Annotated in this window: 22 protein-coding genes and 2 tRNA genes; 8 read left to right on the forward strand and 16 right to left on the reverse strand. The window is 65.6% G+C overall.

Going from position 1 to position 21,128, the window contains the following annotated elements; all coding sequences use genetic code 11:
• Positions 1-465: 465 nt before the first annotated feature.
• Positions 466-1,602, reverse strand: coding sequence for a signal peptidase I (locus LI336_RS00585; RefSeq protein ID WP_227130678.1), 1,137 nt, complete (start codon positions 1,600-1,602; stop codon positions 466-468).
• A gap of 43 nt (positions 1,603-1,645) precedes the next feature.
• Positions 1,646-2,899 carry a DUF1102 domain-containing protein gene (locus LI336_RS00590; protein ID WP_227130679.1) on the reverse strand — a complete coding sequence of 418 codons (1,254 nt, stop codon included), beginning with the start codon at positions 2,897-2,899 and terminating at the stop codon, positions 1,646-1,648.
• Positions 2,900-3,347: 448 nt separating this feature from the next.
• Between LI336_RS00590 and LI336_RS00595 the strand changes: the two genes are divergently transcribed.
• Positions 3,348-5,576 carry a hypothetical protein gene (locus LI336_RS00595; protein WP_227130680.1) on the forward strand — a complete coding sequence of 743 codons (2,229 nt, stop codon included), beginning with the start codon at positions 3,348-3,350 and terminating at the stop codon, positions 5,574-5,576.
• 171 nt (positions 5,577-5,747) lie between these two features.
• Here LI336_RS00595 and LI336_RS00600 read toward each other — a convergent pair whose 3' ends face one another.
• Together LI336_RS00600 and LI336_RS00605 are read right to left on the reverse strand one after the other, a co-directional pair.
• A complete protein-coding gene (locus LI336_RS00600) occupies positions 5,748-6,182 on the reverse strand; it encodes a hypothetical protein (RefSeq protein ID WP_227130681.1) in 435 nt (144 codons plus the stop codon).
• A complete protein-coding gene (locus LI336_RS00605; protein WP_227130682.1) occupies positions 6,179-6,751 on the reverse strand; it encodes a DUF7344 domain-containing protein in 573 nt (190 codons plus the stop codon). Before LI336_RS00605 ends, LI336_RS00600 begins: the two co-directional genes overlap by 4 nt.
• 535 nt (positions 6,752-7,286) lie before the next feature.
• Here LI336_RS00605 and LI336_RS00610 point away from each other — a divergent pair.
• A complete protein-coding gene (locus LI336_RS00610) occupies positions 7,287-8,357 on the forward strand; it encodes a DUF5305 domain-containing protein (protein WP_227130683.1) in 1,071 nt (356 codons plus the stop codon).
• A 323-nt stretch (positions 8,358-8,680) separates the two neighbouring features.
• Here LI336_RS00610 and LI336_RS00615 read toward each other — a convergent pair.
• A tRNA-Arg gene (locus tag LI336_RS00615) sits at positions 8,681-8,753 on the reverse strand.
• A 20-nt stretch (positions 8,754-8,773) separates the two neighbouring features.
• Complete coding sequence (locus LI336_RS00620; protein WP_227130684.1) at positions 8,774-9,064, reverse strand: twin-arginine translocase TatA/TatE family subunit; 291 nt, start codon at positions 9,062-9,064, stop codon at positions 8,774-8,776.
• Positions 9,065-9,253: 189 nt separating this feature from the next.
• Here LI336_RS00620 and LI336_RS00625 point away from each other — a divergent pair, with 189 nt between their 5' ends.
• From LI336_RS00625 to LI336_RS00635, 3 genes are all read left to right on the forward strand, one after another.
• Positions 9,254-9,730 (forward strand): redoxin domain-containing protein, encoded by a 477-nt coding sequence (locus LI336_RS00625; protein WP_227130685.1) that lies wholly within the window; start codon positions 9,254-9,256, stop codon positions 9,728-9,730.
• 89 nt (positions 9,731-9,819) lie between these two features.
• A complete protein-coding gene (locus LI336_RS00630) occupies positions 9,820-10,635 on the forward strand; it encodes an HD domain-containing protein (RefSeq protein WP_227130686.1) in 816 nt (271 codons plus the stop codon).
• Between the two features lie 51 nt (positions 10,636-10,686).
• Positions 10,687-10,971 carry a hypothetical protein gene (locus LI336_RS00635; RefSeq protein WP_227130687.1) on the forward strand — a complete coding sequence of 95 codons (285 nt, stop codon included), beginning with the start codon at positions 10,687-10,689 and terminating at the stop codon, positions 10,969-10,971.
• A 93-nt stretch (positions 10,972-11,064) separates the two neighbouring features.
• Here the strand turns inward: LI336_RS00635 and LI336_RS00640 are convergent, their stop codons facing one another.
• Entirely contained in the window at positions 11,065-11,301 is a 237-nt protein-coding gene (locus LI336_RS00640; RefSeq protein ID WP_227130688.1) for a TrmB family transcriptional regulator, read from the reverse strand.
• A 327-nt stretch (positions 11,302-11,628) separates the two neighbouring features.
• Positions 11,629-11,709, reverse strand: a tRNA-Val gene (locus LI336_RS00645).
• A gap of 95 nt (positions 11,710-11,804) precedes the next feature.
• Here LI336_RS00645 and LI336_RS00650 point away from each other — a divergent pair.
• A complete protein-coding gene (locus LI336_RS00650) occupies positions 11,805-11,999 on the forward strand; it encodes a XapX domain-containing protein (RefSeq protein ID WP_227131423.1) in 195 nt (64 codons plus the stop codon).
• Positions 12,000-12,012: 13 nt separating this feature from the next.
• On the opposite strand, the gene LI336_RS00655 is transcribed toward LI336_RS00650, so the two are convergent.
• The 6 genes from LI336_RS00655 to LI336_RS00680 all read right to left on the reverse strand — a co-directional run bounded on the left by LI336_RS00655 (position 12,013) and on the right by LI336_RS00680 (position 17,529).
• Entirely contained in the window at positions 12,013-12,528 is a 516-nt protein-coding gene (locus LI336_RS00655; RefSeq protein ID WP_227130689.1) for a histidine kinase, read from the reverse strand.
• A gap of 196 nt (positions 12,529-12,724) precedes the next feature.
• Positions 12,725-14,569, reverse strand: coding sequence for an FAD-binding protein (locus tag LI336_RS00660; protein WP_227130690.1), 1,845 nt, complete (start codon positions 14,567-14,569; stop codon positions 12,725-12,727).
• A gap of 34 nt (positions 14,570-14,603) precedes the next feature.
• The gene (locus LI336_RS00665; protein WP_227130691.1) at positions 14,604-15,497 is read right to left on the reverse strand and encodes a succinate dehydrogenase/fumarate reductase iron-sulfur subunit; all 894 of its coding nucleotides are present in this window, start codon (positions 15,495-15,497) and stop codon (positions 14,604-14,606) included.
• A 2-nt stretch (positions 15,498-15,499) separates the two neighbouring features.
• A complete protein-coding gene (locus LI336_RS00670; protein ID WP_227130692.1) occupies positions 15,500-15,877 on the reverse strand; it encodes a succinate dehydrogenase hydrophobic membrane anchor subunit in 378 nt (125 codons plus the stop codon).
• Entirely contained in the window at positions 15,877-16,278 is a 402-nt protein-coding gene (sdhC, locus tag LI336_RS00675; RefSeq protein WP_227130693.1) for a succinate dehydrogenase, cytochrome b556 subunit, read from the reverse strand. Before sdhC ends, LI336_RS00670 begins: the two co-directional genes overlap by 1 nt.
• A 210-nt stretch (positions 16,279-16,488) precedes the next feature.
• Entirely contained in the window at positions 16,489-17,529 is a 1,041-nt protein-coding gene (locus tag LI336_RS00680) for a succinylglutamate desuccinylase/aspartoacylase family protein (RefSeq protein ID WP_227130694.1), read from the reverse strand.
• Between the two features lie 99 nt (positions 17,530-17,628).
• On the opposite strand from LI336_RS00680, the gene LI336_RS00685 reads away from it, so the two are divergent.
• Positions 17,629-18,381 (forward strand): GNAT family N-acetyltransferase, encoded by a 753-nt coding sequence (locus tag LI336_RS00685; protein ID WP_227130695.1) that lies wholly within the window; start codon positions 17,629-17,631, stop codon positions 18,379-18,381.
• Positions 18,382-18,598: 217 nt separating this feature from the next.
• Positions 18,599-19,954, forward strand: coding sequence for a RimK family alpha-L-glutamate ligase (locus LI336_RS00690; protein ID WP_227130696.1), 1,356 nt, complete (start codon positions 18,599-18,601; stop codon positions 19,952-19,954).
• Here LI336_RS00690 and LI336_RS00695 read toward each other — a convergent pair whose 3' ends face one another.
• Complete coding sequence (locus LI336_RS00695; RefSeq protein WP_227130697.1) at positions 19,955-20,293, reverse strand: AzlD domain-containing protein; 339 nt, start codon at positions 20,291-20,293, stop codon at positions 19,955-19,957.
• Complete coding sequence (locus LI336_RS00700; RefSeq protein WP_227130698.1) at positions 20,290-21,009, reverse strand: AzlC family ABC transporter permease; 720 nt, start codon at positions 21,007-21,009, stop codon at positions 20,290-20,292. Before LI336_RS00700 ends, LI336_RS00695 begins: the two co-directional genes overlap by 4 nt.
• Positions 21,010-21,128 lie beyond the last annotated feature (119 nt).

Genomic DNA, 21,128 nt, shown 5'->3' on the forward strand with positions numbered 1-21,128 from the left:
AAAAAACCTTCCACCGATTATCAGCGATGATACTTCCCTCCCCGTCCAGTCACTTCGTTGTCTATTTCGGCATGCAAGTCAACGCTTGCTGTCGATTTCGATGGAAACGCCAGCGTTACGCATCGACTTTATTTCTCCCTTATAATACCTGTATGAACTTCCATTTATATCTACGGCCATGTCACTAAATTCCACACTCGGGGTGCACGGCCACTGCATCCCCGGTAAGACGCAGTTACGAACCCGCGACGTACACGCAACCAATACCTACTCCACGACCACTGACACCATCACAGAGCCAGCCACGGACACCATCACAGAGCCAGCCACGGACACCATCACAGAGCCAGCCACGGACACCATCACAGAGCCAGCCACGGACACCACCACGGAGCCAGCTACTCCGGAGGACACTGCCCACCACTCGCACCACAGGCAGCCCCAGGGCGACAACCGGCCCGGCAGTCACCTGCGGCCGGACTCCCGACCCCGGCCCCCGCTGGTCGCACCAGGCGACCCGGTCGGCGTCCGCTTCGGGGGAACGAGCGATGCGAACAGGAGGAACGGGATAGCGACCAGCAGGTCGACGACGACCACCGGCGCGAGCGGGTGGAATCGGTACAGCGAATCGAGGACGCCGGTCGGGAGGACGACCGGATACCGGTGAACGTCGAGCGACCGACGGTAGTTCCCCAGTTCCGGTGGCGCCGTCAACGTCACCGAGACGTTCGCGCTCGACCCGGGAGGGACGACGCCGGACGCGTTCTCGACCGCGATACCGTCGCTCGCCGGGTCGGCGTAGTACCTGATGGGGAACAGTCGTCCACCGGGGACCCGGTAGGTCGTTCGCTCGGACTCCCCCGCCGGAATCACGCCCGCCCCAGCGAGGTCGCTCTCCGCACTCACGACGTCGTACTGTACGGGTCCAAGGGGTAGGAGCATGCTCGCGGTGGCAGCGACGACGACGGCGACGGCGGCGAGCAAGGCGATGCTGCGGACAGAGAGCGTCGGCGTCCTGTCGCCCTCCTCGTTACGACCTCTCGCGCGTACCCGCTCGCGACCGGCTGCGCTCCCGCCGAACGCCAGCAGCACCAGTCCGGTCGCGGCGGCGCCGACCCACAGCCCACCGGAGCCACCGGGAACCGAGAGTCCGACCCGCTCGAGCAGGGCGGCGGTCCCATCTCGGACGCCAGTCACCACCGTCCCGAGCGCCGGAACGACGAGCGGCCCGCCCCCGACCTCGAGCGCGACCGCGACGACCTGCGACCGACGGACCGGGGGTTCGCCCGCGGACTGGTCGGTGAACGGGTTCGCGTCGCCCTGCGTGACGTATCCGCGCTCGGTCACGTCGACGACGCGGTGAGTCGTCAGTCCGCCTCCGTTCAGCTCCTGGGCGCGGTAGATTATGACGTCGCCCTCCTCGGGCGCCCCGGCGACCGTCGTCGGGACGGCGACGAACCCGTCCCCGGTTTCGAGCGTCGGCGCCATGCTCCCCGTCCGAACGTAGCTCAGGAGCAGCGGCTGCCCGACGGTACTCGCTACCAGGAGCACGACCACGATGACGACGACCCCGGTGACCGCCCTCGAACGAACGGACGTCATCTAGCGTGCACTCTCCGAGCCATGCTCAAAAGGATGACTCACGTCAGTAGTTCGGGTCGAACTCGATGAACCGCACCACGAGGAGTCCCACCCCGGCCAGTACCAGCACCGCGACGAGCGCAATCGTTGCCGGATCCATGCCGTCGTCCTCGCCGGGAGTCCGGTCCGTCGTCGTCGCGTCCGTACTGGCGGCCGACGAGGACGTCGGCTCCAGCGTCGAAGGCGTCGCCGACCCCTGCGTCGGTTCTGGGTCGGTGGTCGTCGTCGTGGGCTGGGTCGTGGTCGTCGGTCCGGCCTGCGTGCTCCCGCGGTCGGTCGTCGTACCCTCGCCATCGTCGCCCCCGCTGACGGAGATGAACCCGGCAGACCGCCCGTCGACGGCGACCCTGTACGTCCCGGGCTGCTCGAGGACGTGCGACACCGTCACCGTCCGGTTCGACAGACCGGGTACCGTGATTATCTCCTTGTCGACCCGCTCGCCGGAGACGTAGAGGTCCACGGTCACCGTCTTCGACGACCGGTACTCGTTGTAGTAGGTCGCGTTCACGGTCAACGTATCCCCGACCTCGAACGACGAGCCCTGGACGTCGACGTCGGTGAGGCGGACCTTCGGCTCCTCACCACCGCCACCACCGCCGCCGCCGCCGCCGCCACCACCACCGCCACCACCGTCGCCCTCGGTCGTGGTCGTCTGTTCGGTCGTCGTGGTCGTCTGCTCGGTCGTGGTAGCGGTCGTCGACGTCGGCGTGGTGGACGTCTGGGTGGTACCCGGCGCCGTCGTGGTCGTCGTCCCCGGACCACCGCCGCTCGGTGGTTCAGCGACGAGCGCGTGGACGGTCAGCTGCCCGTCGGGGTCGACCTGTCCCGACGTCGTGTCGACGCTGAACCCGACGAGCAGCTCCTCGCCGGGGCCGAGTTGCACCTTGTTCTCCTCGCCCTCGATTGGCGCTTTCGACCCGTCCTCGAACGCGTAGAACGTCACCTGACCGGAGTAGTCGGTCACCCACACGTACGCCTCGCGGTCGTTCGTGTTCGTGAGCACCAGGACGTCCTCGAACATCGTGACGGCGTCCTGGTTCACCCCCGTTCCATCCAGATCGGAGTTCAACGCGTCCAGGTCGATGCTGACGTTCCCGGTGTCGGAGTTCGCCGTCACGAACTCCTCGTTCGGAGCGTCGGCCGCCTCGAGGACGATACCGTTGCCGACGGCGCCGGCCTGCGTCCCGCCGTGGAACGACGCCACGACCGACAGTGACGCGACGACGACGATCAAGAGAACCAGCGTAGAGCGTCTCATGTATCAGAAGTCCCGGTGGACGACGACTCCGGCGTCGCTCGACAGGCGACGCGCCGGACGGTCCTTCCAACTGGGTCACCCGGCCCCCAGCCGAACGTCACGGAAGACACGTACACTCGCATTGTCGGTGCATGCGTCTAGAATACCATTGTATTAGTCGTCTTGAACCGGTTCAAAACCCGCGTGAAGGCGCCGTCCGGACGACCGGAGCCGTCCGCTGCGGTCGCAAGTCCCAGTGAACGGTCGCGTTGCCCCGGGGCGGGCGCCCCGAGAGCCCTCGGTCCGGTTCGACGCGATTGCAGGCGGATGCGGGCGGACGCTGGCGGCCGTAATCGTCGCATCCGGCCACTTCAAACAGGTTTTGAAGCCCGACCGGGCGCTGTAAGGGACGATGGTGTTCGTTCAAGAGACTGAATACAATCACTCTATGGCCAGTTGAACCGACCGCATGGAGCGACGGAAACTACTGATCAGTATCGGCGCGCTCGGGACAGGGGGAGCGGCGGCCTTCGGGACCGAGGCGTTCACGAGCATCGAGGCGGAACGGAACGTCGACGTCCAGGTCGCGGGGGACTCCAGCGCCTACCTCGCATTCCAGGCGCTCGACAGCACCAACGGGAACGACTACGTCACCACGGAGGACGACGACACGCTCTCCATCACCCTCGACGGTTCCGGGGGCGCCGCCGGCAGCGGCGTGAACCAGGACGCGATCACGCAGATCGAGGACCTGTTCAAGGTCGTCAACCAGGGGACGCAGTCGACGAGCGTCTACTTCGAGGACGACAGCGACGCGGTGACGTTCCGCGTGACGCGCTCGACGGACACCAGCACGAACGGGTCGAACGGCCAGTCCCTCGAAGGCGCCGACAACTCGGTCGAGCTCGACGTCGGCGAGCAGGTCGTCGTCGGCCTCACCGTCGACACCCTCAACAACGACGTCAGTGGCGGTCTCCTCGACGCCGTCACGGTGGTCGCGGACGCGAACGCGTCGGCGCCCGGCCAGAGCACGCCCGCGCCACAGTATGTCGTCGACGGCAGCGGCAGCCAGCCGAACACGTTCGCGACGCTCTCCGCGGCCCTCGACAGTTCGGACGTCTCCGCGGGGTCGGTCATCGGCATCAAAGGGAGTGCCAGCATCACCGAGAGTTCGCAGGTCGTCGTCGACCAGTCGGTGACTATCACCGGGTTCAACGGCACTCCCAGCATCGATGCGACCACGTTCACGGGGGATGGTGGTGCCATCGACATCGACGCCGACGACGTCACGCTCCGGAACTTCGAACTGAACTATCGAGACCTTGCGAGCTCTGGAGGCGCCACGAACGGTGTCGAAGCGGCAGGCGATTACAGTGGCCTGACTGTCGACGGGCTGGTCGTCACGAACGTTGGAGACCTCACCGGTCAGCCAGCAATCAACACGGAGAAGGTCGACGACGTCACGATAACGAACAACGACGTCTCCGGAGGCGCAATCGGTGTCAATCACCAGAAGGATGCCGCGAGCGACACCGTGACCGTGACGGGGAACACTATCAACGCAAATCCCGGTGGGTCCGGCAACGTCACCGAGGGCATCTTCGTCTATGGCGAGGGACTCTCGAAGAAGACCCTCGAACTCGCTGCGAACGCGGTCAATAATCAGGGAGGGAGCTCCCGAGAGATCCTGGTCGCCACGAGCGCGTCGGAGATGCCTAACAGTCTTAATGGTGTCTCCGGGACGGATGCGTTCTTCCGGACCCTCCTCGAAGGCAACGATGTCAATACCGTGAGCGTCGCGGGGAGTGACGGAGTGACCGTCGATGCCAACGGCAGCGCATCGAACGTCTACGCTGAAATCCAGACCGGGGTCGACGAAGCCGGCAACGGTGGCTACGTCCGTGTGAAAGACGGCACGTACGATTCAGCGCCCGTGGTACTCGACGCACCAGGGCTGACTATCGAGTCCGAGAATGGGGTCACGCCCACGCTCGACGCGAGCGGAGCCGAGAGCGGAATGAACGTCGAAGCGGACGACGTCGTCGTCCGCGGGCTCAACATCGACTCGACCGGTGTCGGTGTCTCGTCCGGTGAGGTGGAGGGTATCTTCGTCGGTGACCCCAACGGATTCACCGACAGCTCTGGGGTCATCACCATCGAAGACGTCAGCATCACGAACGTCGAGGGAACGAGTAAGTCGACTGAGGGAATCCACGTGAAGCACTACGACGCGGGCGACCCGATCGACGGGCTCACTATCAGGAACGTCGACATCGACGGGGTCACGTCTGGCGGCGCAGGCGGCAACGGCATCAAGCTTCAAGCGGACCTCAACAACATCGACGTCGTCGATACGACGATTCGGAACGTAACTGGGAGTTGGGGGTATGGTGTCGTGCTGACCCCAGCCAGCCAAGAGAGCGGGATTCCGACCGCTGTCAACTTCGACGGGTTCTCGATTAACACGATCACTGGTACCGATTACGACAGCGTCGGGATTGGAGTCGATAGCACGTCGGGTGGTCCCAGTGATACCGATGTCGCCGATCCAGACGAACTGTCGTTCACCGGTCCGAACACCGTGATCCAGACCGTTGACATCGGGATCGTGAACAAGAACACGAACAAGGACTACACTGCCCCGAGCAACGTCACGTTCCGGTCGGTCGGGATAGAGGTGGCGAACCCCACGAGCTAAGACGGTCTAAGGCCCCTGAGACTCGGGACGTTTCCTCCTTCCATCCGTCTTCGCCGGTTGAACTGTAGCCCTCAGTCTACTCTAGTCATATTGCTTTCGGGCGCCAAAGAAGTAGAATCTCACCCAGGCCGTCCGATGAATCTTCGTATCGCACGGCGTCGGTTCGGGATCCTAATTGCTCGAACTCACACACTCGACGACGAGTGTCGTCGTCGTTCGGAACTGAATGCCATCCCCCTGTGCCTCGATCTCGGCTATCAACTCCCCGGACTCGTTGCTCTCGCAGGTTGCCTGTAATTCTACGCTCTTTCCTGGACCGAGGTCTTCAGCTGTGAGGCTTCCGCTGGTCACGTTCTCGCTCGTCGATTCTACCGTGACCGAGATGTCTACGTTCGTCCCGAACTGGTTCGTCACGACGAGCACCGGTCCGGTCGACCCGTTCTCGATCGGCGTTCCGGTCTCCTCGAGTGCGAGGTAGGCGTCGGCGTCGTTCGCGACGTTCACGTCGGCCGAGCGTTCGCTCTGGATGCTGTCGTAGCCGGCGGTGCCGACGATGAGGGCCGCGATGACGAACAGTGCGAGGACGGCTCGACCGTGGTCGATCATTCTACCTCCGGCGGTCGTTCGTACGTGCCCAGTCGTCGCCCCCGGGCGGTGTAGGTGTGTGCTGCGGCGAACACGAGGAGGGTGGCGACGAGGAAGGAGACCCACGCGAGGTCCGGGAGGGCGTCGAACGGTCCGGCACCCGTCGCGAGCGCGACGACGAGCGAGGCGCCGATCGCGCCCAGCCCCAGGTAGTACCCGTGCCAGGGCACCTCCGAGCCGTTGACGACCTCGAGGTAGATGGTGAGGTCCTCGGTCTCGTCGGTCACCGTCACCGTGCCCCCGCGCTCGTCGAACCCGAGGATGCCCGCGTCGTCCATCTTCGGCAGGTGGAGTTGCTGGAGCGAGGTGTAGACGGACTTGCGGTCCTTCGAGCCGACCTCGGACTCGTCGATGCCGTTCTCCCAGGCTGCGACCCGCTCCGCAAGCGACCCCAGCGGCACCTCGCTCCCGGCGGGCCGGTCCTGGAGCGCGTGCAGTACGAACCGGCGTCGCTGGTTACTGAGCACCGCAAAGACCGTCTCCTCGTCGAGCTCGCTCCCGTTCACCCCAGTGAGTAGTCCCCCGTTCATCCCTCACTCACTCCCGGCGTCGTCGGTTCGTCTGGTCGTCCGCGTGATGCGTGTGTGGCCGTTCGAATCGTACTCGGTCGTGGGACGATAGCTCAAACCGTTCATCAATCTACAATCAGGTAGCCACGTCCTATAGTAAATATAATTAATGGTTACGTGGTATTCGAGGACGGATTTCCATAGGATATAACCACATTGTGCCTGAATATTAAACTCTGCATGCACCGTAATGGCCGTTTTCGGCAGTCGGACGGACAGCAATGAACCATTTCCGAGCCGACCCACCGAAAATCCGCTCCGGAACGAGGCGTCGAACGCTCTCCCGCGCACACCGCGACGCAACAACGTTGCAACAGCTTCATATAACGAACCGTTCAACGGGCTGGTATCTACAGCGGATGGTCGAGAACGCAATCGCGGAACGCGAGCGGACGGAGGTCCCCCAGGACGCAGTGCGTCCGCCGTGGTGCGACAGCGTCGGCCCAGCAACGCCCCACGAACACCGCCCGCACCTGTCGCCCCTTCGATCCGATCCATGACTGAGTCCACCGGCGGCGAGACATCGACGCAGCCGCTCCAGTACAGGCGACTCGTCGCCGAGAACTACGCTCTCGTCCTCGCCGTCCTCCTCGTCGTCGGCGTCGTCGGTCTCTGGATGGGCTACACCGCGTTCCTCTCCCCGGCGACGGTGTCGGAGGAACAGACGGTGTCGACGTGGTCGAAGACCGCGACCTTCACGCACAGCGCCGAGGTCACCAGGCGCAATCCCGTCTACGCCGTCGGAACCACACTCCGGGACCGGACCGCGTACTTCCCACTGATCGCGCCCTCGCTCGGCGGCGAACATCGGTTCGACTACACGGCGAGCGACAACGCGTCCGTGGACGCGAGGACGACGGTCCGCCTGCTCACCCAGTCGACGGACGGCGACGAGACGTACTGGCAGTCCTCGACGCTCCTCGGGAGTAACGACGCCACCGACCTTCGACCAGGAGACACCCTCCGGACGGACTACCGCTTCAACCTGAACGAGAGCCGGCGGACCATAGAGCGCATCGACGAGACGTTCGGTGACAGCATCGGCGATCCGGAGGTCGTCGTTCAGGCGACCACGCGCGTCACCGGGACCGTGAACGGTCGCACCGTCGACCGGACGTTCACGAGTAGCCTCACGCTGACCCCAGAAGGAGACGCCTTCGTGGTCGACGACCCCGGACGCGACCGCGAGTCGTTCACGCAGACGCGACGCGTCCAGCGCACGCAAGAGTACCCGATGCTCTGGAAGCTCTCCACTCCAGTCCTGCTCGTCGTAGGGTTCGGCGGTGCCGGGCTCCTCGCGTGGCTTCGACGGCTCGACCAACTCTCGCTCAGCCACGAGGAACGAACCCGCATGGTCCGCGCCCGATACGAGGAGTGGATCTCGCACGCCGACCTCCCGGCGGAACTCGACTACCCCGAGTCGAAGACGGTCGAACTCCATTCGCTGATGGACCTCGTGGACGTCGCCGCGGACAGCAACAACCGAGTGCTGTACGACGCCACGCAGGGCCGCTACGCGATTCTCGACGACGAACGGTGCTACGTGTACGACGAAGCCAGCGCGTGAGAATCTCGGGACAGCACCCGAACGCGACAGGTCCCCCTTCGAGGACGGCGCTGGCGGCTGCGAGTCATGGACTTCGAATCTCACGTTCCGTCTCGCTCCTGCCCTACGTCCGTCGCGAGGCCGGGCGTGACGGGAGTGCCGCGAGCGACCGACGGGAGCGAGTGGGACTCGGGAACGCTCGCTGAGCGAGCACAGCGAATGAAGCGGCCGTGACGGGATTCGAACCGAAGTGAGACGGGCAGTCACTTCGTTCGGCTGCTGTGACTCACAGGCTCCGAACCCCCGGTTGCCCGTGGCGCTCCTCACGTCAGTTCGTCTCGCCACGGGCGTGGCGGGATTCGAACCCGCGATCGGGGGGTTAGGAACCTCCCGCCCTATCCGCTAGGCCACACGCCCGCGAGGGGCGCGGTGGAGAATCAGTTGGTTTCCGTCGACGTGTCTGTGGAAGCGTCCGTGGACGTGTCGGTCGTGGTGGTCGTGTCGTCGAACGCGCTCTCGTCGTTACTGGAGGGACCTTCTCGCATGTCCTGGAGTTCGTCCTCCACTTCCTCGCGGCCCTTCTGGAACTCGCCCATCGCTTCGCCGGTCGAACGCGCGAGCTTGGGAATCTTGTTCGCTCCGAAGAGCAGGACCGCGATGAGGAAGACGATGACCATCTCTGGCGCACCGAGCCCCCCAATGAATGTCGGAATCGTTTCGAGTGCCATCTCTACCTCACGCTTACCCGACGCCAAATATAGGCTTTTTGCTCGTTGGACCGACGCGAACGAACCAGTCCGGTTCAGGTATCGACACGAACTCGCCCCTGGACCGAGGAATCGAAACCCCCCGTGAACGCACGCCAGCGGCTCCGCGAACGCAACCGGTATGCCAGTCCTTCCACAAGTGTCGGGGTGATGGCCGACGTAGGCGACACTGCACCCGACTTCATCGCACCGGTCGCGACCGGCGACGTCGAATCGATCACGCTCTCGGACGCGGTCGAGGACGGCCCGGTCGTCCTCGCGTTCTTCCCGGGCGCGTTCACGAGCGTCTGCACGACCGAGATGTGCTCGTTCCGCGATCGGTTGAGTGCGTTCGAGGACGTCGACGCGACCGTGTACGGCGTCAGCACCGACTCGCCGTTCTCACTGAACGAGTTCCGTTCCCAGAACGACCTCTCGTTCGGGCTCGTCAGCGACCACGAGAAGGAGATAATCGACGCGTACGACGTCCGCACGAGCTTCGACCACATCGGCCTGCACGGGCTCGCGAAGCGCGCCGTCTTCGTCGTCGATAGCGACCGAACGATATCGTACGCGTGGGTGAGCGACGACCCAGGCGTGGAACCCGATTACGACGAGGTCGCGACTGCCGCCCACGCCGCCGACTGACGCGGCCGCGTTCACGTCTCGCGGACGACAACCCGTCACTGGCAGCGGGTCGACGGAGGATTCTTCCTTCCGCAGCGCCACGACGCGGTATGAGCGAAATCGAGAGTGATACCGGGAACGGTCGCGTGTACTCGCCGAAGGGCGAGCACGCGTTCCCGGACGAGAAACTGAACGCAGTCCTGGAGTTCGTCGAGAACGACCCGGAGATACAGACGTACCTCGAAGCGCAGAACGTGAACGCGGTCGACCGCAAGGGGTACAACGACCACGGCGCGAAGCACATCAGTATCGTCCGGCATCGCGCGCTCTGCCTGTACGACCTCCTGAAGCGCGCTGACGTCGAGTTCAACGGTGCGAGACAGCAGGGACTCGACGAGGAAGACGAAGCGGTCATCGTCGCGCTCGCCGCGACCCTCCACGACATCGGGCACGTCGTGCACCGCGACCACCACTCGTACTACTCGATACCGCTCGCGTCGGACGAACTCGACCGCATCCTCCCGGAGTTCTACTCGAAGCCGGAGTGCGTTCGCGTGAAGGGCGAGGTCCTGCACGCCATCCTCTGCCATCACACCGAGGAGATCCCGCTCACGAAGGAGGCGGGCGTCGTCCGCGTCGCGGACGCGCTCGACATGGAGAGCGGGCGGTCGCGGATGCCGTACGAGCGCGGTGGACGCGGCATCAACACCATCTCGAGTCAGGCGATCGAGAGCGTCTCGCTCTCGGCTGGCGAGGACCATCCGGTGCTCGTGGAGATCGAGATGAACTCCGCAGCGGGCGTCTACCAGGTCGACAACCTCCTGAAGGCGAAGCTCCAGGATTCGATGCTCGAGCACGAGATCCGGATCGTCGCGATACAGTCGACGAGCAACGGCGACGAGCTCGTCGAACGCATCGAGCTGTAGGGTGGTACCGGGAGCGCAAGCTTTCTGTCGTCGTGGTCCCGAGCGTCGAGCGTGACAGAGGAGGACCGCGATTGGCCCGACCCGCCGCTCGAGAGCGACCGCGACGCCGGCCGTCTCCGCGTCCGACTCCTGTGCTCGGCCGTGGTGTTCGTCGCGTTCGTCGCGCTCTCCTGGAACTACGCCGGCGAGGTGCTTGCGATGCTCTGGCCGCCCCACGAGTCGCTGTCGCGATGGTTCACGCTGGTTCTCCTCCAGCTCATGGGGTACGTCGTCCTGCCGTTGCTCGTCGGCGGGTTCCTCGGTGACCTCGTCTACGATCGGTTCGTCGACGAGTGACCGAGTCCGCGGTCCTCGAGTGTCTCGCCGACCCCTGGGCCGTCGGTCGATGCGTCGGTCGGTACGCTCGGTCGGTCGATGCGTCGGTCGGCGTCAGGTGGTGACGGAGACGCGTTCGGCGTCGTGGCATTCGACGTGCCCGTCGGCTTCGAGCGTGGCGATGACGTCGAACAGCCCAAGCTTCCGGAGGCCGAGTGCGTCCGCGAGGTCGTCGACGGTCGCGTTGCGTTCCTGCGCGAGGTAGACGTAGACGAGCTTCGCTTGCGGTGATTCGATGCTCTCCGGAACGACCGGTGTCGCGTCCGTTCGCGCGCGAGTGGCAGTGGTCATGGTAGGACGAATCCAACAGTTCGACGACCATAAATCTCCGTGTCGACAGTCGTCGAAACTTTTGGCGGATAGTCGCCGGCGACGACCACGCGTCCCACGCCCTCGGCGAAAGGTACCCGCTCGAACACCACTGGACACCGTCTCACGCCACTGGCAACGCTTGCGTGTTCTTCGACTGACGACGACCACCGTCGAGACAGCGACAGGCGGAACCGAAGAGGCGGAGTTCGAACCGATATCAGGCGTTCTCCCACTTCGTTCGCTGCGCGCGACCGGCAGGGTTCGAATCCCTTTCCGCTTCGCTCGTCACGTTCGTTCCTCGCGAAGCGGAAGGGGCGGGATTCGAACCACGCGAAGCCTCTCCACGAACTGTGTTCGTGGACTGCTCTCCCACTGAGCTACCCTTCCACGGCTTGCGGTTCGAGGTGGTGGCTGATAGGAGCGTTGGTCGACGAATCGAAACGAACGTCTTAACCGCTCTTGCGCGCAAGCACGTGGTCGTTATGAGTATCGCAGAGATAGTCTTCGCGACGCTGACGGGGTTGATTGCTGGTGCGGTTTTCGCGCTCGTCGATGCACCGATACCGGCGCCGCCGGCGCTCGCTGGCGTCATGGGTATCGTCGGCATCTACGCCGGATTCAAGCTCGTCGAGCACTTCGAGCTCGTTGGCGCAGTCGCGGACGCGATTCCGTTTTGACGACGAGAGGTCGCTAGTCGCCGGAGACGCCCGAGTTCGTCGTGTCTTCGTCCGGGGCGTCGAACGCGTAATAGACCGTTCCCATGACGACGCCGAACACGGCGTGGCCGGCGAGCATCGCGCTCGACACGTACGGGAACGGGAGCGAGACCGACGAGATGACCGCGAGCCAGAGCGGCATCGCGAGCGCCGTCAGGACGACCCAGACGCCGAGCGAGAACATGAGTCCGGCACCGATCTGCTCGCGAGCACTCGCGCCGGACCGGTCGGTCAGTCCGATGACCGCGGCGAACGCGATACCGAGCACGCTCGCGTGCAGGACGTGCAGTACCCACCCGAGGACCGCATCGCCTGGTGGGCCGACGCCGTACAGCGCCGGAATCATCTCCCGGAGTACCACCGGGTCGATGACGGATACCACCGCGCCGGACGCGAGCCCACCGACCAGCCCACTTGCCAGCCCCAGTCGCCAATCGCCGCCGAACGGGTCCGCGACCTCCGGTGGTGATTGGGTCGTCTCAGTAGCCATCGATTGAGAGTACGTAGACACGACGAGCGTAATGTAATATTGACCATATCGTGCCCGCAGGGTCACATTTCACGCCCTGCTGAGGGACGGGCAGAACGCTCGCCGGCGCCGAGTAAGCTGCTACTTTCGAGACGCGATGCTCGCGGGGTGAGAACACGGAGCCGATACTGTCAACGAGAGCCGAGTCGAGGAGTGGTCAGTACGAGCGTTCCTTGGGCTCGTACGTCTTGTTCTCGCCTTCGAGGATGACCGGACGGAAGAACACCTGGGGTTCGCCGTCGTGCCACCCGATGAGCGTGTGCTTCAGCCACTCCTCGTCCTTGCGCTCCTGGTGCTCCTTGCGCCAGTGCGCGCCACGGAACTCGTCGCGGACGAGCGCGCCCATCGCGATCGTCTCCGCGATGTCGATGAGGTTCCGCGTCTCGATGGTGTGCTGGAGGTCCGTGTTGAACGTGCGACTCGGGTCCTCGACGTACACGTCCTCGTAGGCCTCGCGGATGTCGCGGATGTCCCGCAGCGCCTGCTTCACGCCTTCCTCCTCCCGGAAGACGTTCACGTTCTGGGTCATCGTCTTCTGGAGGCGCTCGCGGATCTGCGAGTGCTTCACGCCCTCTTCCTTCGAGAGCATCTCCTCGACGCGTTCGCGTTCGGCTTCGACCTCGCGTTCGACGACCGCGGTCGGGTCCTGCGTGACCGCGCCACCGTCCGCCGCTGCGGTCGCGCTACCCGCACCGCTGATACCGGCTTCGCCCGGCTGAACCGGCATCTGGGTGTCGTCGTACTCGATGTCGCCGCGCTCGCCCGTCTCGATCTTCGACTCGCCCATGTCGGCGCCCGCAGCGTGCTTGCCGGCGCGCGCACCGAACACGATGAGTTCCGGGAGCGCGTTCCCGCCGAGGCGGTTCGCGCCGTGCACGCTCACGCACGCCGTCTCCCCGGCCGCGTACAGGCCGTCGATGCACGTGTGACCGTTCTCGTCGGTCTCCACGCCACCCATCTGGTAGTGCTGGCCGGGCTTGACCGGCATCGGCTCGACGAGCCCGTCGACGCCCTCGAAGTCCTCCGCGAGGTGGAGGATGTTCTCCAGGCGGTCCATGATGCGTTCCTCGCCGAGGTGACGCATGTCGAGCATCACGTACTCGTCCTCGAACCCACGCCCTTCGTTGACCTCCGTCAGCTCGGCGCGGGAGACGACGTCGCGGCTCGCGAGCTCGCCCTCGTTGTTCGCGTACCCGTGCTCGAACATGAAGCGCTCCCCTTCAGCGTTGAAGAGGATACCGCCTTCCCCGCGGACGCCCTCGGAGATGAGGACGCCCGTGCTCGGGAGCGTCGTCGGGTGGAACTGTACGAACTCCATGTCCTCCAGCGGAACGCCAGCGCGGTACGCGATCGCGTATCCGTCACCGGTGTTCGCGACCGCGTTCGTCGTGTGGTCGAACGCCTGCCCCGGTCCGCCGGTCGCGAGGATGACGCCGTTCTTCGCCTTGAAGCCCGCGATCTCGCCGGTCTTGATGTCCATCGCGACGCAGCCGTGACACGTGCGCTCGTTCGGGTCGTCCTCGTCCGTGACCGCGACGTCCTGCACGTACCACTCGTCGTACACCTCGATACCTCGCTTCACCACCTGCTCGTACATCGTGTGCAGGAGGTGATGGCCGGTCTCCGCGCCGGCGTACGTCGTCCGCGGGAACGACAACCCGCCGAACGGCCGCTGGGAGACGGTCCCGTCGTCCTCGCGCGAGAACGGCATCCCCCAGTGCTCGATCTGGATGACCTCCTCGGGCGCGTCCTGCGCCAGGGTCTCGACCGCCGGAGCGTCCCCGAGGTAGTCCGAGCCCTTCATTGTGTCGTACGCGTGCAGTTCCCAGTCGTCGCCCTCCCGGAGTGCCGCGTTGATGCCACCTTCCGCCGCGCCCGTGTGCGAGCGCACCGGATGGAGTTTCGTGACGATAGCCACGTCCGCGCCTTCTTCGTGGGCGGCGATCGCTGCGCGGAGTCCCGCGCCGCCACCACCGACCACGATTACGTCGTGTTCGTACATGTTGAGTGCTTAGGATTCGATGACTTGAAGTTGTCTACCAGAACTTGAGGTTGTTCTTCACGGCTTCGCGCTTGAGCTCCTGGATGTGCTCGGTGAGCGGGATGTCCTTCGGGCAGACCTCGGTACAGGAGAACTGTGTCTGGCACCGCCACACGCCGTGTTCCTGTTCGAGGATGCGGAGCCGGTGCTCTTCGAGTTCCTCCTGGTCCTCGCGTTCGTCCATGTAGAACCGGTAGGCCTTGTTGATCGCTGCCGGCCCGAGGTACTCGTTGTCGCCCGCCGCGATGTTACACGAGGACATGCACGCCCCACACCAGATGCAGCGCGTGCTCATCTTGATTTTCTCGCGGTTCTCGCGGGTCTGCTTCTGCTCTTCGCCACTCGGCGCGTTCTCGTCGCCCTGGAAGTACGGCTCCACCGAGTGCATCTGGTCGTAGAAGTGCTGCATGTCCACGACCAGGTCCTTCACGACGTCCTGATGCGGGAGCGGTTCCACGCGAACCGGCCACTCCAGCTCGCTCATCTGGGTCTTACAGCACAGTCGCTGCTGGCCGTTCACGAACATCGCGTCCGACCCACACACCGCCTGCCGGCACGAGTGGCGGAACGTCAGCGACGGGTCGTAGTGGTCGCGCGCGTACATGAGCGCGTCCAGGACCGTCATCCCCTTCGTGAAGGGCACGTGGAACTCGTCGAACCGCGGCTCCTGCTTGCCCTCGACCTCGGGGTCGTACCGGAAGACCTTCAGCTGGACGGCCCTCTCGGCCGCCTCGATCTCCTCCTGGGCCTTCTTCTGGGCGTCCCGGTACGACGCCGACTCGGCCTTCTTGGCCATCCGCTTCTCCTGGGGTGATTCGGCCGACGCGTCCGCCTCCGCCTCGGCGCTCGACTCCGCCTCCGCTTCCTGTTCTGGAATCTGCGTACTCATTGTTAGAGGAACCCGTTCATGTGAAGTGCGACGCGCGTCCCCTGCACGACGAGCAGGAGGGCGGCGAGTCCGAGGATGCCCTGCGCGGCGCGCTTCTGCGTGCCCGTGATGCCCTGGTTCACCATCGCGTTGTAGATGCCGTTGACGCCGTGGAACGTCGCGGTGACGAGGAACAGCCACATCGTCGCGAAGTACCCGACGTCGGACATCCGCGCGTTCGTCCCCGCGAACGTCACCTCGTACGCGTGGTGATAGAAGTGCAGGAGGAAGAAGTGGAACGCGAGCACGACGATGAGGAACGCTGCAGTGATACGCTGGAAGAGCCAGCCCCAGCCGCCGCGGTCGAACGACGTCGGCGCACCGCTGGTCTCGGCCGCCATCAGACGCCACCTCCGAGCCCGGCGAGGAACGTCGGGACGCTCGCGACGACGATCGCGCCCGTCAGGACGAGCGACGCGTAGAAGCTCTTGTCCTGACTCCCCAGGCCGATGCCGAGGTCGACGAGCAGTAGGCGGGTGCCGTTCAGGATATGAAAGACCGCCGTCGACAGCAGGCCGATCTCGAGGATGCGGACGACGAAGATGCTCTCGAGGCTCTGGAGCGTCGTCGTGTACGACTCCGGTCCTTGGATTGCGGTGCTGAGAACTGCGATGTGCGTGAAGAGGTAGCCGACGAGGATCCATCCGGTGAACTTGTGGAATATCCACGCCCACATGCCGGCCTGGAACTCCTTCCACCGGCCGAAGTCCTCGACGAGACCACGGTTGTAAGACTGGCTCATGCTCTATGCGGGACGCTTGGACCGTACCGGTATAGAAGTTACTACCTCGGCGTCATAGCTGGCGGTTCGACGGCGTCGCGACCGGGGTTCGCGCTGGCTGGGTGGTGTCGGGGGGCGAGGTGGCGGTCGTCGAGCGACGGTTGGCGGGATTCGAACCGGATCCGTTCGGTCGCGCGACGGTGCGCCGGTGGTCGCGGTCGCGCTGTTCGGTCAGGCGTTCGCGGGCGCGTCGACGGCGGTCGGCGTCTGGTCGCGTTCGAGCGCGCGCCGCGTCGGTTCGTCGAGTTCGACGAGGTGACAGAGCGGGTTCCCGGGGTAGACGACGGGGTTCTCGAGGATGCCGACGAGGACGCCAGTGAAGGGGGCTTCGACGGCGGTGTTGTCCTCCTTGAACGGACTGGTGATGGTGCAGATGCGGTCGCCTTCGTGGACGAGACTCCCGCACTCGAAGTGCATGTCGACCATGCCGCCGGCGTCGGCGCGCAGCCACGTCTTCTCGTCGTTGTCCTCGACGACGGTCCGCCAGCCCGGCCAGCTCACGGCCTCCTGTGCGAGGAGGCCGTACTCCGCGAGGACGCTCCGGACGCCGTCGAGCGCGCGGTCGATGAGGCGACGCTGGAAGCGGTGGGCTTCCCCCATCTCGATGGTGATGGTGGGGACGCCGGCGTCGCTGGCCTCCCGGCGGAGCGTGCCGGAGGGGCCGTCGCTGGAGATGATGACGTTCGAGGAGAACGCGTTCGCGAGACGCGAGACCTCGTCGTCGGCCATGTCGGCGCGGACGTGGAGCATGTTCGTTCGACCGCGCGTGGACGTGTGGAGGTCGATGCCGAGATCGCACGGTTCGACGAAGTTCGTGAAGATGCGGTGTGCCATGCGTTTCGCGCTCGTCGAGTCCTCGTGGCCCGGGAACGACCGGTTCAGGTCGCGGTCGTAGATCGGGAGGTAGCGTTGCTGCGCGAGGAACCCGGGGACGTTCAGGACGGGCATACAGACGAGCGTCCCGCGGAGGTCCGCGAGGTCCCACTCGTGGGCGACCTCGCGCACGACCTCGATGCCGTTCAGTTCGTCGCCGTGCGCGGCCGCCGAGAGGAACACGGTCGGGCCGGCCTGCTCGCCGTTGATGATGGTCACTGGGATGCGGACGGGGTCACCGAGGTACGTCTCGCTGATACCGTAGCGGATGTTCGCGGTCTCCCCGGGGTCCACGCGGCCCCCGTTGTACGTGAACGCGTCCGCCGCGTCGTCGCTCATGACTCGCCTTCGGTCGTCGGCACGTAAATGCCTGCAGGTCCCGTCGCGTCGTGTCAAGAGGGACCGACCGTTATTACAGTTGGTGTCGTAGTTGTTGTCATGGAAGTTCGCGACGCAACCGCCGACGACTTCGAAGCGATGCGCAGGACCGCTGCGGCGTCGATGCACGAGTCCTACGATTCGTTCCTCGACCCGGAGACCATCGACGCCGCGCTCGACGAATGGTACGGTGCCGACACGCTCGCGGCGCAGGTGACCGCCGAGGGCGCGCTCCTGTACGTCGCCGTGGAGGACGGTGACGTCGTCGGCTTCGTGCAGGCGGAGACGGTGTCGAAGGACCCCGTGGAGGGACGCGTGCTCTGGTTGCACGTGCATCCGGACGCTCGCGGCGACGGCGTCGGGTCGCGCCTGTTCGTTCGCGCACAGGAGGCGCTCGTCGACGCGGGCGCGGAACGCATCACTGGCGTGGTGCTGGAGGGGAACGACCTCGGGACGGCGTTCTACGAGGGGCACGGGTTCACGCGCGCCGGCGACCGCGAGGTCGAGGTCGGCGACGAGTCCTACGCCGAAGCGATCTACGTCCAGGGCGATTCCGGCGGGACGGAGTGGGAGAGCCTCGACGAGTACGAGGTCGACGGCCGGTCGGTGTACGTGAGCTACAGCGAGGCCGACCGCGGGTCGAAGGGCCCGCTGTACACGGCGTACAGCGACCCGGGCCGCGAGCGCAAGTACGGGTTCTTCTGTGGCGCGTGCCACTCGTTCGACGTCTCGATGGACTCGATGGGGGTCGTCGAGTGTAACGACTGCGAGAACCGTCGGAAGGCGACGCGCTGGGACGCGTCGTACCTCTGAACTCCGCGCGACTCATCCTCTGGCCGCTATCGTTCACGGCTCCCTGTCGTTCCAGGTTCAGGTCGCGCGAGACGGACAGCCGACGGCTTGGATACGAAAGCCGCCGCCGTCCGGCGGTCACGTCGAACCTGTCGGGGAAACAGTGACTGAGACCCTCACGCGCTTGGTACGCGTCTATCAAGGAACGTTTTTGGAACCCCCGTGAGTGGGTATGGACATGAACGGTTCTTCCGGTGTACGCGTCGGCGTTCTCAGCTTCCACAACAGCAAGGAGTCCAAGGCCATCTGTAACGCGGTCGAGGACCTCGGCCACGAACCCGAGTGGCTCCGCGAGGAGAACACGACGATCCGCGTTCGCGGTGACGACGTGGAGCTGACACCGGACGTCGACGTGGTCGCGAACCGGATGCTGCTCTCGAACACCGAGCAGCCCTGCGAGGAACTCGGTATCGCGAACACGATCCAGAGCCTGCGACCGATGCTGAACACGCCGAACGCGACGCTGCGTGCGTCCCACAAGTTCGCGACCGCCGGTGCGCTCGCGGAGGCGGACATCCAGGTCCCGGACGCGCTGATGGCACTGGACTCGATGGCGCTGAACGCCGCGCGCGACGACTTCGGCGAGGAAGCGGTGTACAAGACCGCCATCGGCACGCACGGTGGTGGGACGTGGAAGGTCTCGCGCGACGAGCACGTGAACCCGAAGGTCGGGAACCGGTACGCGTTCCTGCAGTCGCTCATCGAGCGCGACGGCCAGAAGCACCGCGACATCCGCGTCTACGTCGTCGGCGACGAGGTCGTCGGCGCGATGTACCGGTACGCGCCGGACAACGACTGGCGGACGAACGTCGCACTCGGTGGGAGCGTCGAGGACGCGACCGACGACCTCCCCGAGGAGGTCGTCGACATCGCGACGAAGGCCTCCGAGGTCGTCGGCCTGGACTACGCGGGCGTCGACATCGTCGAAGGGAACGACGGCTGGTTCGTCCTCGAGGTGAACCCGACCGCGGGCTTCAAGGGCCTGTACGAGGCGACGGGGCGGAGTCCGGCGCCGTACATCGCGAAGCTCGCCATCGAGCGCGCCGGGGGGACGGTCGACCAGGAGCGCGTTCGCGAGCTGTCGGCGACCCTCGACGATTCGGTGCCGTCGTGTAAGCCGCGGCTGCCGACGTCGGACTCGGACGAACCCGTCATCGTCGGGTACACCGAGGAGGTCGTCGTGCACGGCACGCAGGGCTCGAAGACGGTGGTCGCGAAGTCAGACACGGGCGCGACGCGGACGAGCATCGACACGAGTCTCGCCGCGGAGATCGGCGCGGGCCCGATCAAGTCCGTGATGAAGGTGAAGTCCGGGAGCCTCAAGTCCGGGAAGTCCCGGCCGGTCGTCGACCTCGTGGTCGGCGTCGGCGGCCGCCAGCACACGGTCACGGCGAGCGTCGAGGACCGCAGTCACATGGACTACCCGCTCCTGCTCGGCCGGGATATCCTCGGGAACTACCAGGTCGACGTCTCCAAGCGCGTCGACGGGAGCGACGAGGCGAACGAGGAAGAGGAAGAGAGCCTCGAGGAGTAGTCAGAGCGCTTCGAGCGTCCAGAGCGCGAGCATCCCGACGGTGATGGTCGCGGGTACGTTCTCCGTCTTCCAGGCGACGAGCGCTGCGAGTGCCGCGGCCGGGAGTTTCGGCGAGTACGCGACCGCGGGGAGGACCGTGGCCGTTGGTTCGACGACGACGACCGCGGGGACGACGAGCGCGGCGAGGACGGCTGCGGGAACGAACTCGAGTGCGCGTTCGAGCCCGGGTGGAATCTCGTCGACGCGGCCGACGACGACGACGAACGACGCCTTGAGCGCGAACGTCCCGAGCCCGCCGGCGAGGACGACGAGCCAGAGGGTGGCGTCGCCGGCGGTCACGAGCCGTCACCTGCCGGTGCGTCGTTCGGGTCGTTGCGGGTGACCTCGAGCGCGGTCGCGGCGACGACACCGAGGAGTGCGGCGACGACGAGCGAGACGTCGTACGGGAGGTTCGTGCCGACGACGGTGCCGACGCCGCCGACGACGGCGGCGACCGCGCTCGGTGCGCCCTTGACGTTCGGGACGAGGAGCGTGAGGAACGTCAGCGGGATGGCGAACTCGAGCGAGAGCCCTGGTGGGACTTGCGCGCCGACGAGGACGCCCGTTATCGTCGAGAGCTGCCACGCCACCCAGAGCGTCGCGGCGGCGCCGACGAAGTACCACTTGCGACGCGATGGACTCCGGTCGTGCTCCTGGTAGTCGACGAGCGCGACCGCGTACGCCTGGTCGGTCATGAGGTACGCCAGGAACGCGCGCCAGCGACTGGAGAACGCCCGGAAGTGCGGAGCGATGCTCGCGGCGTACATCGGATAGCGGAGGTTCACGACGAGGATGGTCGCGACGACCACGGCTGCGGGTGCGCCTCGGGCGAGCAACTCGACGGCGGCGAGCTGGGCGGCGCCCGCGAACACGACCGCGGACATCGCCGCGGCGACGGTCGGCGGGAGGCCGCGGTCGACGGCGGTGACGCCGTAGACGAGCCCGAACGGGACGACGCCGAGGAGGAACGGGCTGATTGCTCGCACGCCGTCGAGCGCGTCGGCGCGAGCGCTCACGCCGACATCACCAGCAGCCACGCTCGCGTCTGGGTCATGGCAGAATCCGACGACGCCCCCACCAATCGGTCTTTGGGTCGGGGCAGTCGCGACGGTCGATGCGACCGGTCCGGTCGGAG

The organism is Halorubellus salinus, assembly GCF_020567525.1.
GTDB lineage: Archaea > Halobacteriota > Halobacteria > Halobacteriales > Natrialbaceae > Halorubellus > Halorubellus salinus.